Source organism: Burkholderia sp. MSMB2157WGS (genome assembly GCF_001532755.1).
In the GTDB taxonomy this organism is placed as follows: domain Bacteria; phylum Pseudomonadota; class Gammaproteobacteria; order Burkholderiales; family Burkholderiaceae; genus Burkholderia.
In genome coordinates, this window is sequence record NZ_LPJG01000005.1 from 89854 (window position 1) to 102956 (window position 13103).

Here is a 13103-nt window from a genome sequence, read left to right on the forward strand (position 1 = left end):
GGCAGACTGGTGCCCCATTTTCGTGCGGCGATGCACCATAGGGGTAAATGCTAAGTTGTCGTGGTGCTTAAGCCTCTTTAAGATTCACCTTAGTTCTGATGCACCGCGAAACGAATTTGCAGGTGGAGAACGAGGAGACAATCGAGGCACAAAGTGCCCGGACCCCAAAGCGCTGTTGGACGGAATCCAACAGCGCTTTTTCATTTGCGTGCACGGATTCCATCGATGGTGCATCGGCCCGCGTGACGGCCGTCTCTCGCGTTTGCATTCGCACCGCGTCTTTTCCGCGCTTCGCCGCGTCCCCCGTTTTCCCTTTCCGCGATCGTTCACGGACGGTGCGCAATCCTGCACAGCCGCTTCGGGCTTACCCGGTTGGCGTGCGCGAAAGGCGTCCGTTACACTCGGCTTTCGCCGACCGTGCGGTCGGGAAAATCGGTCGGCAGTTCTCCTACAAGCACAATGCAGAAGAGGGAGTACGGTTGGATGAGCAGCGCAGCGCGGTGGATCGGGGCAGGAGAGGCGGCGGGCGCCGCTCGTTCGTCATCGGGTGCGCGACGGGTCGTCGCGGCAGTCCCGAGCCGTCCTGCGGCCTGTATGCACGCCCCGGCGATCGTTGTGCTCGCACCCGTATCCGCATCGTCATGAGCCGCCGGTTTTCCGACGTTTCGTCGCGCGCGTACCGGGCCGCATCGGGCCGGTATGGCGGCCGTTTCCGCCATCGTTGCGCACGCACCGATTTTCCGCGCGATCCCGCCTTTATTCGCCTTCTTCATCCTGACGACATTGCTGCTGCGCATCGTGATGGCCGAATGACCGTTTCGGCCGGCATGCGGCGCATGGGCGCGGCGTCACGGGAAAACGAGCATGGGCGCGGGTGGATCGGATAATTAAGATATTAACTGTTTCTGGGGACCGGGAGCCGCCCGAGCGACCCGTGGTTTTTTCGAGCAGCGTTTGGAGACAACGTAAATGAAGATGAATCGATGGATGGAGGCCATGCTTGCCGCGGGCCTCGTGTGTGCGGCGGCGACGGCGTCGGCGCAGGTCAAGATCGGCGTGACGCTGTCGGCGACGGGCCCGGCCGCCTCGCTCGGGATTCCGGAAAAGAACACGATCGCGCTGCTGCCGAAGGAAATCGCGGGCAAGAGCGTGCAGTACATCGTGCTCGACGACGCCTCCGACACGAGCCGCGCGGTGCAGAACGTGCGCAAGCTGATCGACGAGGACCACGTCGACGCGATCATCGGCTCCTCCGTCACGCCGAACTCGCTCGCGATGCTCGATCCCGTGTCGCAGGGCAAGACGCCGGCGATTTCGCTTGCCGCGAGCGCGCAGATCATCGCGCCGATGGACGTGAAGCGCGCGTGGATGTTCAAGGTGCCGCAGAACGATCAGCTGATGGCCGACGCGATCGCCGGCTACATGGCGAAGCACGGCGTGAAGACGGTCGGTTTCATCGGCTTCGCCGATGCGTACGGCGACAGCTGGTACAAGACGTTCGACGCGGCGGCCGCGAAGAACGGGCTGAAGCTGGTGTCGAACGAGCGCTACAACCGGACCGACGCGTCGGTGATGGGGCAGGTGCTGAAGCTGCTGGGCTCGAACCCGGATGCGGTGCTGATCGCGGGCTCGGGCACGCCGGCGGCGCTGCCGGCCAAGACGCTGAAGGAGCGCGGCTACAAGGGTAAGGTGTATCAGACGCACGGCGTCGCGAACAACGATTTCCTGCGCGTGTGCGGCAAGGATTGCGAAGGCGAGATCCTGCCGGCCGGCCCCGTACTCGTGACCGACCAGTTGCCCGATTCGAATCCGGTGAAGAAGCCGGCGCTCGGCTACAAGGCCGCGTACGAGAAGGCCTACGGCGCGGGCTCGCTGTCGACGTTCGGCGGCCATGCGTGGGATGCGGGCTTGCTGCTGCAGCGGGCGATCCCGGAAGCGCTGAAGAAGGGCCAGCCGGGCACCGAGGCGTTCCGCGAAGCGCTGCGCGCGTCGCTCGAAAGCGTGAAGGACCTGCCCGTCTCGCACGGCGTGATCAACATGACGGCGACCGATCACAACGGCTTCGACACGCGTGCGCGCGTGATGGTGCAGATCGTCGACGGCAAGTGGAAGTTGCAGGCCGAGTAAGCATCACGTGAAACCGGCACACGCGGCGCGAACGGCGCCGCCTGTGCCGTCGGCGGGGTCGCGCGCCTGACGGCCGCACCCATGCCGCCTGGAACCGCCGGGCTCGCCGCATGGCGCGCGACGTGCCGATCGCTTCGCGCGCGCCCCGAGCGTTTTCCCCCTTTCGTTTCTCCGCAGCATTCTCTCGATACACGAAACGTATGGATCTCTCGATTGCGGCGATCCTCGCGCAAGACGGCATCACGACCGGCGCCATTTATGCATTGTTGTCGCTGGCGCTCGTGCTGGTGTTTTCCGTCACGCGGGTGATCTTCATTCCCCAAGGCGAATTCGTCGCCTACGGTGCGCTGACGCTGGCCGCGTTGCAGGCGCAGAAATTCCCCGCCACCTGCTGGCTGCTGTTCGTGATGGGCATCGCGTGCTTTCTGCTGGAAGTCGGCGGCCTGATCCGCCATCGCGAACGCCGTCACCCGCTCGGCCGCACGCTCGCGACGCTGGCGAGCCGCTACGTGCTGCTGCCGCTCGCGGTGTTCGCGATCACGCGCAGCTTTGCCGCGCAGCCGTTGCCGATGCTCGCGCAGATCGCGCTGACGCTCGCGATCGTCGTGCCGATGGGGCCGTTCGTCTACCGGCTCGTGTACCAGCCGATCGCCGAAGGCACGACGCTGCTGCTGCTGATCGTGTCGGTCGCCGTCCATTTCGCGATGGTCGGCCTCGGCCTCGTGATGTTCGGTGCGGAGGGCTCGCGCACCGCCGGATTCTCGGACGCGTCGCTCGCGATCGGCAGCATGACGGTCTCGGTGCAGAGCATCCTGGTCGTCGTCACGGCGCTCGTGCTGATCGGCGCGCTCTACGTGTACTTCGGCCGCACGATCGCCGGCAAGGCGCTGCGCGCGACGTCGGTGAACCGGCTCGGCGCGCGGCTCGTCGGCATCGGCACGACCGAAGCCGGGCGGCTCGCGTTCACGTTCGCGGCAGGGCTCGGCGTGCTGTCGGGGATCCTCGTCGGCCCGTTGACGACGATCTACTACGACTCGGGCTTCCTGATCGGCCTGAAGGGCTTCGTCGGCGCGATCATCGGCGGGCTCGTCAGCTACCCGCTCGCGGCCGCCGGCTCGCTGCTCGTCGGCGTACTCGAATCGTATTCGTCGTTCTGGGCGAGCGCATACAAGGAGGTGATCGTGTTCACGATGATCATTCCGGTGCTGCTGTGGCGGAGCTTCGCGACGCCGCATGCGGAAGAGGAAGAGGAGTGATGCGATGAAGACGATGGTACGCAACAAGACCTTCTGGCTGTTTCTCGTCGTGCTGTTCGCGCTGCCGGTGCTGCCCGGCGCGCTACAGGTGCCCGAGTACTGGATCACGCTGCTGAACTACATCGGCCTGTATGCGATCGTCGCGATCGGGCTCGTGCTGCTGACGGGCGTCGGCGGGATGACGAGCTTCGGGCAGGCCGCGTTCGTCGGCATCGGCGCGTATGCGACCGCGTTCCTGACGACGCGGTACGGCGTGTCGCCGTGGCTCGCGCTGATCGTCGGCGTCGTGCTGACGGCGCTCGTCGCGCTCATGCTCGGCGCGGTGACGATGCGGCTGTCCGGGCACTTCCTGCCGCTCGGTACGATCGCGTGGGGCCTCGCGCTGTTCTATCTGTTCGGCAACCTCGAACTGCTCGGCAAGTACGACGGGATCAACGGGATTCCGGCGCTGAACCTGTTCGGCATCCGGCTGGAAAGCGGCCGCAGCCTGTATTTCCTGATCTGGGCCGTGGTGCTGGCCGCGATCGTGTCGGTGCAGAACCTGCTCAACAGCCGGCCCGGCCGCGCGATCCGCGCGCTGCGCGGCGGCGGCGTGATGGCCGAGGCGATGGGCGTGAACACCGCGTGGATGCGCGTGGTGATCTTCGTCTACGCGGCCGTGCTCGCGGCGGTATCGGGCTTCCTGTACGCGCACCTGCAGCGCGCGGTGAACCCGACGCCGTTCGGCCTGAACCACGGGATCGAATTCCTGTTCATGGCGGTGGTGGGCGGCGTGTCGCACGTATGGGGCGCGGTACTCGGCGCGGCGATCCTCACCGTGCTGCAGGACTACCTGCAGACGCTGCTGCCGAAGCTGCTCGGTTCGGAAGGCAACTTCGAGATCATCGTGTTCGGCGTACTGATGGTGCTGCTGCTGCAGTACGCGCGCCAGGGCGTATGGCCGTTCGTCGCGAGACTGTTCCCGCGCGGGCCGCGTGCGCATGTGCCGGAGCAGGCCGATCCGCTGCCGCAGCGCGCGAAGCCCGTGCCCGGCGAGCCGCTGCTCGTCGTCGACGGCGCGCGCAAGCAGTTCGGCGGGCTCGTGGCCGTCAACGATGTCAGCTTCGACGTGAAAGCGGGGCAGATCGTCGGGCTGATCGGCCCGAACGGCGCGGGCAAGTCGACCACGTTCAACCTCGTGACCGGCGTGCTGAAGCCGACCGGCGGTGCGATCACGTTTCGTGGCGAGCGCATCGACGGGTTGACGTCGCGTCAGGTCGTCCGCCGCGGCATCGGTCGCACGTTCCAGCACGTGAAGCTGTTGCCGGCGATGACGGTGCTCGAGAACGTCGCGATCGGCGCCCATCTGCGCGGCCATACGGGCGTGTGGCGCAGCATCGCGCGGCTCAATGCGCGCGAGGAAGCGCAGTTGCTGGCCGAAGCCGCGCGCCAGATCCGCCGCGTCGGGCTCGAGAAGCACATGTACGACGAAGCGGGCAGCTTGGCACTCGGCCAGCAGCGGATTCTCGAAATCGCACGGGCGCTGTGCTGCGATCCGACGTTGCTGCTGCTCGACGAGCCGGCTGCCGGCCTGCGTTACCAGGAGAAGCAGCAACTCGCCGACCTGCTGCGGCGGCTGAAGGCCGAAGGCATGAGCGTGTTGCTCGTGGAACACGACATGGATTTCGTGATGAACCTCACCGACCGGCTGGTGGTGATGGAGTTCGGTACGCGGATCGCGGAAGGGCTGCCGCAGGATGTGCAGCAGGACCCGGCCGTGCTCGAAGCGTATCTGGGCGGGGTGGAGTGATGACGGACACGACGATGCCGATTCTCGAAGTACGCGGCCTGGCAGTGCGGTACGGGAAGGTGGAGGCGCTGCACGGTGCTGCCATCAAGGTCGGAGCGGGGCAGATCGTCAGCGTGATCGGCCCGAACGGGGCCGGTAAATCGACGCTGCTGAACGCGATCATGGGCGCGCTGCCGATAACGGGGCACGCGTCGGGCGCGGTCGTGTATCGCGGCAACGATGTCGGTGCGCTGCCGGTCGAGCAGCGCGTCGCGCGCGGAATGTGTCTCGTACCGGAGAAGCGCGAGCTGTTCAGCACGATGACGGTCGAGGACAACCTCGTATTGGGCGCATATCGGCGCAAGCAGGCGGGGGAAGCGAACTTCCTCGATCAACTCGATCACGTGTTCGCGCTGTTTCCGCGGCTGAAGGAACGCCGCAGGCAGGCGGCCGGTACGCTGTCGGGCGGCGAGCGGCAAATGTTGGCGGTCGGACGTGCGCTGATGGGCAAGCCCGACCTGCTGATGCTCGACGAGCCGAGCCTGGGGCTGGCGCCGCTGATCGTGAAGGAGATCTTTCATATCATCAGCGCGTTGCGCGGTACCGGCGTGGCGACGCTGCTGATCGAGCAGAACGCACGGGCGGCGCTGCAGATCTCCGACTACGGCTATGTGCTGGAGACGGGCGAGTTTGCGCTGGAAGGGCCTGCGGCCGAACTCGCCCGGAATCCGCGGGTGATCGAGACATATCTCGGCCTGGCGAAAAAGACGGCTTGATTATTTGAGGTGGTGGGGGGGAACGAGCGGCGTGTTTCACGTGAAACACGCCGTTTTTGTTTGGCGAGATCGCAAGGTGTCGAAGTATCGCCGGTTCGGGACCGGGGATAAGTCGCGCAGGAATAGTCGGAGGCGCTGTGCGACGCCGCACAGGCTTGTTCCACAGGTCGCCGATGCGTTGGGCTTCAGTGGACAAGTCTCCGGACAACCATCGGAAACGCTGTGTGGAGGAGGGCACAGGGCGTCGCGGCCGGTGGATTGCGGGGGCACAGACATCGGTCAGGTCAGCGGTTCCGCGCATGCTGGCGTGGTGATTAACCGGGTTTGGCACAGGCACGATGACGTGCGTTTAACCGGTCGTGAGCACCGCCGAAGCCGCCCGGCACGCCAAATTCGCGCGCCCACAGCAAAAAATCGCCGAAATGCACAGACCCTACCATTCGGACGGCCTTCGGGCGAAAAGCGAACCCGCTATAATTCGGCCCATACATTTCTCAGATAGGTTCGTGCGCTGCTCTGCGTACGGAATCCACCATGCTTTTTCCCACAGAATTTGACGTCATCGTCGTCGGTGGCGGTCATGCCGGCACGGAAGCCGCGCTGGCGTCCGCCCGTATGGGCGCAAAGACACTGCTGCTGACCCACAACATCGAAACGCTTGGGCAGATGAGCTGCAATCCGTCGATCGGCGGCATTGGCAAGGGCCATCTGGTCAAGGAAGTCGACGCGTTGGGCGGCGCAATGGCCGCCGCGACGGATGAAAGCGGTATTCAGTTCCGGATCCTCAATTCGTCGAAGGGCCCGGCCGTGCGCGCGACACGTGCGCAGGCCGATCGTATCCTGTACAAGGCCGCGATCCGCCACCGGCTCGAAAATCAGCCGAACCTGTGGCTGTTCCAGCAGGCCGTCGACGACCTGATGGTCGAAGGCGACCGCGTGGTGGGCGCCGTCACGCAGATCGGCATCCGCTTCCGCGCTCGCGCAGTCGTGCTGACGGCCGGTACGTTCCTCGACGGCAAGATTCACGTCGGCCTGAACAACTACACGGGCGGCCGCGCGGGCGATCCGGCGGCCGTGTCGCTGTCGTCGCGCCTGAAGGAGCTGAAGCTGCCGCAGGGCCGGCTGAAGACCGGTACGCCGCCGCGTATCGACGGTCGCACGATCGACTTTTCGAAGCTCGACGAGCAGCCGGGCGACCTCGATCCGATCCCCGTATTCTCGTTCCTGGGCCGCGCGGAGCAGCATCCGCAACAGCTGCCGTGCTGGGTGACGCATACGAACGAACGCACGCACGACATCATTCGCGGCGGTCTCGATCGTTCGCCCATGTATACAGGCGTGATCGAAGGGGTCGGGCCGCGCTATTGCCCGTCGATCGAGGACAAGATCCACCGGTTCGCGTCGAAGGAATCGCACCAGATCTTTCTCGAGCCGGAAGGGCTGACGACCAACGAGTTCTACCCCAACGGGATCTCGACCAGCCTGCCGTTCGACGTCCAGCTCGAGCTCGTGCATTCGATGCGCGGCCTCGAGAACGCGCATATCCTGCGCCCCGGTTACGCGATCGAATACGACTATTTCGACCCGCGCGCGCTGAAGGCGTCGCTCGAGACGAAGGCGATCAATGGGCTGTTCTTTGCGGGCCAGATCAACGGTACGACCGGCTACGAGGAAGCGGCAGCACAGGGGCTGCTGGCCGGCCTCAATGCGGGCCGCTACGTGCAGGAAAAGGACGCGTGGTGCCCGCGTCGCGATCAAGCCTATCTGGGCGTGCTGGTGGACGATCTCGTCACGCGCGGCGTGGCCGAGCCGTACCGGATGTTCACGAGCCGGGCCGAGTATCGTCTGAGCCTGCGCGAAGACAACGCCGACATGCGCCTGACCGAGATCGGCCGCGAGCTTGGACTGGTCGACGACGCCCGCTGGGATGCCTTCAGCCGGAAGCGCGACGCTGTTTCACGTGAAACCGAACGCCTGAAGTCGACGTGGGTGACGCCGAAGACGCTGCCCGCGGAAGAGGCGACCGCGCTGCTCGGCAAGGCGATCGATCACGAATACAGCCTTGCCGAGTTGTTGCGCCGGCCGGGCGTGAGCTACGACGGCGTGTGCGGGCTGAAGGGCGGCGAGTGCGGCCCTGCGGAGCCGTTGACCGATGATCCGGTGCTGCTCGAGCAGATCAAGGAGCAGGTCGAAATCGGTATCAAGTATCAGGGCTATATCGAGCGCCAGGCATCCGAGATCGAGCGCAACGACGCGAACGAGAACACGCGCCTGCCGGACGGTATCGATTACCGCGACGTTCGAGGCCTGTCGTTCGAGGTAAGCCAGAAGCTCAACGAGTTCCGCCCGGAAACGATCGGGCAGGCATCGCGCATTTCCGGCGTCACGCCGGCGGCAATCTCGCTGCTGATGGTGCATCTGAAGCGTCGCGGCCTGGGCCGCCGTAACGGCACGGTCGCGGAAGCCGCGGAGCAGGGGGACGGCAGCGTCCCGACGCAACAATGACGGCGCGTCGCGCGCCGGCGGTGAATCGGGACGTACTGGAACAGATGCTCGTCGAAGGTACGGCGGCACTCGACCTGACGCTGACGGATGCACAACGCAACCAGCTGCTCGACTATGTCGCGCTGCTCGGCAAGTGGAACGCGGTCTACAACCTGACCGCGATCCGCGACCCGAAGCAGATGCTGATTCAGCACATCCTCGATTCGCTTTCCATCGTCCCGCATCTGCGCGGCCGGACGTCGGCACGCGTACTCGACGTCGGCTCGGGCGGCGGGCTGCCCGGTATCGTGCTGGCGATCGTCGAGCCGGGCTGGCAGGTCACGCTGAACGATATCGTGCAGAAGAAGTCTGCCTTCCAGACGCAGATGCGCGCGGAGCTGAAGCTCGCGAACCTGTCGGTCGTCACCGGGCGGGTCGAATCGCTGCAGCCGGGTGTCGAAGTGCCGGAAAAATTCGACATGATCGTATCCCGCGCCTTCGCGGACCTGTCCGACTTCGTTAAACTTGCTCGACATCTGGTCGCGCCGGGCGGGTCGATCTGGGCGATGAAGGGCGTTCACCCGGATGACGAGATTGCGCGGTTGCCGGAAGGCAGCCGCGTGAAGCAGACGATCCGGCTGGCGGTGCCGATGCTCGATGCAGAGCGGCATCTGTTCGAAGTGGCCGTCGACGAGGCGAATTGAAGGCGCGCGGTAGCGCGCCGTTTGTTTGAAGGTAAAGGGAACACACCAACGATGGCAAAGATCTTCTGCGTTGCGAACCAGAAGGGGGGCGTCGGCAAGACGACGACATCGGTCAATCTCGCCGCAAGCCTTGCAGCGCAGGAGCAACGAGTCCTGTTGATCGATCTCGACCCGCAGGGCAACGCGACGATGGGCAGCGGGATCGACAAGGCCGCCTGCGAAGCGACCGTGTACGAAGTGCTGGTCGACGGCGTGTCGGTGGCCGACGCACGTGTGCGTCCGGAGGGCGTCACTTACGACGTGCTTCCCGCGAACCGCGAGCTGTCCGGCGCCGAGATCGAGCTGATCAGCATCGACAACCGCGAGCGCCGCCTGAAGGCCGCGCTCGAGCGCGTGGCCGACGACTACGATTTCGTGCTGATCGATTGCCCGCCGACGCTGTCGCTGCTGACGCTGAACGGGCTGTGCGCGGCGCATGGCGTCGTGATCCCGATGCAGTGCGAGTACTTCGCACTGGAAGGGCTGTCGGACCTCGTCAACACGATCAAGCAGGTTCACGCAAACATGAACCGCGACCTGAAGATCATCGGCTTGCTGCGCGTGATGTTCGATCCGCGCATCACACTGCAGCAGCAAGTCTCCGATCAACTGAAGGCGCACTTCGGCGACAAGGTGTTCGACGCGGTGATTCCGCGCAACGTGCGCCTGGCCGAAGCGCCGAGCTACGGGTTGCCGGGCGTCGTGTTCGACCGCAGTTCGCGCGGCGCGCAGGCGTATATCCAGTTCGGTGCCGAGATGATCGAGCGCGTGCGCGCGTTCGAGGTGTCGTGATCCGGACATGAGCGAAGCGAGGAAGAAAGACATGAACGCGGTACCAAAGAAGAAGGGCTTGGGACGTGGCCTCGAAGCGCTGCTCGGCGGCAGTGCCGATATCACCGAAGCGGTGAAGATCGAAGGGGCGCCGAACACGCTCGCGCTCGGCAAGCTGCAAGCCGGCAAGTACCAGCCGCGCACGCGGATGGACGAGGGTAGCCTGCAGGAGCTCGCGGCAAGCATTCGCGCGCAGGGCGTGATGCAGCCGATTCTGGTACGGCCTATTTCGTCAGACAAATACGAGATCATCGCGGGCGAGCGGCGTTTCCGTGCCGCACGTCTGGCCGGTCTCGATGAGGTGCCGGTACTCGTGAAGGACGTATCCGATCAGGCTGCCGCCGCGATGGCGCTGATCGAGAACATCCAGCGCGAGGATCTGAATCCGCTTGAAGAGGCGCACGGAATTCAGCGCCTGCTCGACGAGTTCGGTTTCACGCACGAACAGGCTGCCGAATCGGTCGGCCGTTCGCGCAGTGCGGTGTCGAACCTGCTGCGCCTGCTGAACCTCGCGTCGCCGGTGCAGACGATGCTGCTGGCCGGCGATCTCGACATGGGGCACGCACGCGCACTGCTCGCCGTCGATGCGGCCACGCAGATCACGCTCGCGCATCAGGTGGTCAACAAGCGCATGTCGGTGCGCGAGACCGAGAAGCTCGTCGCGCACACGACGAAGGAAGCGCCGGCCGTGAAGGCGCGTGCGAAGGACGACGGCGGCCGCGATACGCGTCGCCTCGAAGAGGAGTTGTCCGATCTGCTCGCGTCGACGGTGAAGATCAAGCTCGGCCGCCGCGGGCGAGGGCAGGTGCTGATCGACTTCGGCAACCTCGATGCGCTCGAAGGCATTCTCGCGCGACTGCGCGGCAACGTCGCGACCGAAGAGTAACGGGCAATCCATGGAACAGATGGGCACACCGGCGCCGCGCCGGTGGCTCGGCTGGCTTGCGCAGGAACCGGTGCTGTCGGTGCTCGCGCTTGGCCTGATCGTGCTGCAATGGGTGCGTCCGCAACCATTTTCGGTGCTCGCCGAGCGCGTCGACTGGCAGACGGTCGCGACGCTCGCGGGCCTGCTGATGCTGACCAAGGCGCTCGAGCTGTCCGGCTGCCTGATGTGGCTCGCGCATCGCATCGTGCATCACGTGCACTCCGAGCGCGGGCTTGCGATGCTGCTCGTCGGCTTCGCCGCGGTGTTGTCGATGTGGCTCACCAACGACGTCGCGCTGTTCGTCGTCGTGCCGTTGATGGTGTCGCTGCGCGCGCTGACACCGTTGCCGTTCCGGCGGCTCGTGATCGTCGTCGCGCTGGCCGTCAATGCGGGGTCCGTTGCGACACCGCTCGGCAATCCGCAGAATCTTTTCCTGTGGCAATTGAGCGGCGTGTCGTTCGGTCGCTTCGTGGTCACGCTGGGGCCGCTCGCCGTCGCGACGATGGCGCTGCTGCTCGTGCTGACTGCACTGATGTTTCGCGCGAAGCCGCTCGACCTGTCCGGCGACGCTGCCGCCTTTCCCGTACAACGCATGCACGCGCTGATCGCGGCGGTCCTGTTCGCCGCGTTCGTGCTGCTCGCCGATGCGCACCGTCCGCTGCCGGGCCTCGTCGGCGTCGCGATCGTGCTGCTCGCCGTCAAACGCGATGCAGTCCTGAAGATCGACTGGCTGCTGCTGTTGATCTTCGTGCTGATGTTCGTCGTGTTGCGCAGTGCGGCTGCGCTGCCTGTCGTGCACGACGCGATTGCGCACGCGCAGCTCGATTCGCCGCTGCGCGTCTATGCCGCCGGCGCCGTGCTGTCACAGGCGATCAGCAACGTGCCGGCCGCGATCCTGCTGTCGGAATTCACGCACGACTGGCGCGCGCTTGCATTCGGCGTATCGGTCGGCGGCTTCGGTTTCGCGATCGGCTCGCTCGCGAACCTGATCGCGGTACGTCTCGCGAAGGAGCCGCGCATGTGGCTGCCGTTCCACCTCGTTTCGATTCCGTTCGCGCTGGCGAGCGCGGCGCTCGGCGCGTGGCTGCTCATGCACGGTTGAGCGAGGCCGGTGGGTGCGGCACGGGCGTATCGTTCGGGCAGTGGCGGGGCGCACAGCGTTCGAGGTGATCGACGGCTGTTGATAAGTGCTGCAATCTACAATCGAACCTCTGTGGCGGCGCGACAACTGATTGGATGAATCGATGCGCGAACAACCGGTCGAATTTCGCGCGTCGCGTGCGGCGGTTCGGTCACGATGTCGTGCTCCTTCCGCAGCGTCGCACCGAGCCGTTCCCGACGGTTGCATTGCAGCGAATTCGCGGCAGCGATCGCACCGCTTCCTCCCGGTCCGCATCGGGCATCGTTTCCCGCGATTTCCCCTCGTCGCCGGACTTTTTCGCGCAAGAAATACCGGTGCAAAAAACTGACCTTACAACTGTCATCGTACGTCGTCGAATCGGGTGTTTTTTCACATCATGAGGCGTCGTTTTATGCAGGTTTTGTCGCGTCTAAAGCCTTGAATCACTTGCAACTATCGCTTACAATCGCCCGGATTTGTTAGCTAGGCACCCCTGAAAGCTTTCAGAAAGCTTGGGGTCGGGTTCAAGGATTCTGCGGAAGATTGCGATGGCGGGTCAGGCGCCGGACGACAGGCACGATGATCAGCGCACGCAACGCACCGCTTCGGCGGCCTGCGAGCGGCGTGAATCCGACGACTGGGATGTCGAGCAGCAAGATAACAACATCGTTCCGCTGACGCGGGCAGAGGCCGAAAGGCTGTTCGGCCCGAACGTGAGCAAGCCCTCGCGCGTGACCCCCTACAAGGTGGTGTTCGCGCAAGTGGTCCTGTCCCTGGTTGCAACGCTGGCGTGGTGGCTGTTTTCGAAGTCGCCGGGCGCCGCTGCGCAATCCGCGTTTCTGGGCGGAGCGATCGGCTGGGTGCCAAGTGCGGTATTCGTGGCGCGACTGAAGGCCGGTGGCTCGGCCACCGTGATGAGCTGGGTGATGGGCGAAGCCCTGAAACTGGCTCTGACGATCGGAATGTTCACCGCAGTGGCGTTCGGCTGGGCCGGCGTGCACTGGGTGCCGTTCCTCGTCACGTACCTCGTCGTGCTGAAGACGTACTGGATCGCGCTGGCCTGGCGGTAAGGA

At 65.1% G+C, this 13103-nt stretch carries 11 protein-coding genes; all 11 read left to right on the forward strand.

Annotated elements, in window-relative coordinates; all coding sequences use genetic code 11:
• Window positions 1-122: 122 nt before the first annotated feature.
• The 11 genes from WT53_RS33300 to WT53_RS01910 all read left to right on the forward strand — a co-directional run bounded on the left by WT53_RS33300 (window position 123) and on the right by WT53_RS01910 (window position 13100).
• Entirely contained in the window at window positions 123-887 is a 765-nt protein-coding gene (locus tag WT53_RS33300) for a hypothetical protein (RefSeq protein ID WP_156447846.1), read from the forward strand.
• An 82-nt stretch (window positions 888-969) separates the two neighbouring features.
• On the forward strand, window positions 970-2127 hold the full coding sequence (locus WT53_RS01865) for an ABC transporter substrate-binding protein (RefSeq protein WP_060258286.1): 1158 nt from the start codon (window positions 970-972) through the stop codon (window positions 2125-2127).
• Window positions 2128-2327: 200 nt separating this feature from the next.
• Window positions 2328-3383 carry a branched-chain amino acid ABC transporter permease gene (locus WT53_RS01870; protein WP_060258289.1) on the forward strand — a complete coding sequence of 352 codons (1056 nt, stop codon included), beginning with the start codon at window positions 2328-2330 and terminating at the stop codon, window positions 3381-3383.
• 4 nt (window positions 3384-3387) lie between these two features.
• Entirely contained in the window at window positions 3388-5172 is a 1785-nt protein-coding gene (locus WT53_RS01875) for an ATP-binding cassette domain-containing protein (protein ID WP_059829862.1), read from the forward strand.
• A complete protein-coding gene (locus tag WT53_RS01880; protein WP_034209652.1) occupies window positions 5172-5927 on the forward strand; it encodes an ABC transporter ATP-binding protein in 756 nt (251 codons plus the stop codon). The genes WT53_RS01875 and WT53_RS01880 overlap by 1 nt, the downstream gene beginning before the upstream one ends.
• Window positions 5928-6461: 534 nt before the next feature.
• Complete coding sequence (mnmG, locus tag WT53_RS01885) at window positions 6462-8432, forward strand: tRNA uridine-5-carboxymethylaminomethyl(34) synthesis enzyme MnmG (protein WP_034209651.1); 1971 nt, start codon at window positions 6462-6464, stop codon at window positions 8430-8432.
• Window positions 8429-9115, forward strand: coding sequence for a 16S rRNA (guanine(527)-N(7))-methyltransferase RsmG (rsmG, locus tag WT53_RS01890; RefSeq protein ID WP_034209650.1), 687 nt, complete (start codon window positions 8429-8431; stop codon window positions 9113-9115). Before mnmG ends, rsmG begins: the two co-directional genes overlap by 4 nt.
• 51 nt (window positions 9116-9166) lie before the next feature.
• A complete protein-coding gene (locus tag WT53_RS01895; RefSeq protein WP_011546804.1) occupies window positions 9167-9946 on the forward strand; it encodes a ParA family protein in 780 nt (259 codons plus the stop codon).
• 31 nt (window positions 9947-9977) lie between these two features.
• A complete protein-coding gene (locus tag WT53_RS01900) occupies window positions 9978-10871 on the forward strand; it encodes a ParB/RepB/Spo0J family partition protein (RefSeq protein WP_006482728.1) in 894 nt (297 codons plus the stop codon).
• Window positions 10872-10881: 10 nt separating this feature from the next.
• Complete coding sequence (locus tag WT53_RS01905) at window positions 10882-12012, forward strand: SLC13 family permease (protein WP_034209649.1); 1131 nt, start codon at window positions 10882-10884, stop codon at window positions 12010-12012.
• A 566-nt stretch (window positions 12013-12578) separates the two neighbouring features.
• Window positions 12579-13100, forward strand: a complete 522-nt coding sequence (locus WT53_RS01910; protein WP_034209648.1) for an ATP synthase subunit I — start codon at window positions 12579-12581, stop codon at window positions 13098-13100.
• Window positions 13101-13103 lie beyond the last annotated feature (3 nt).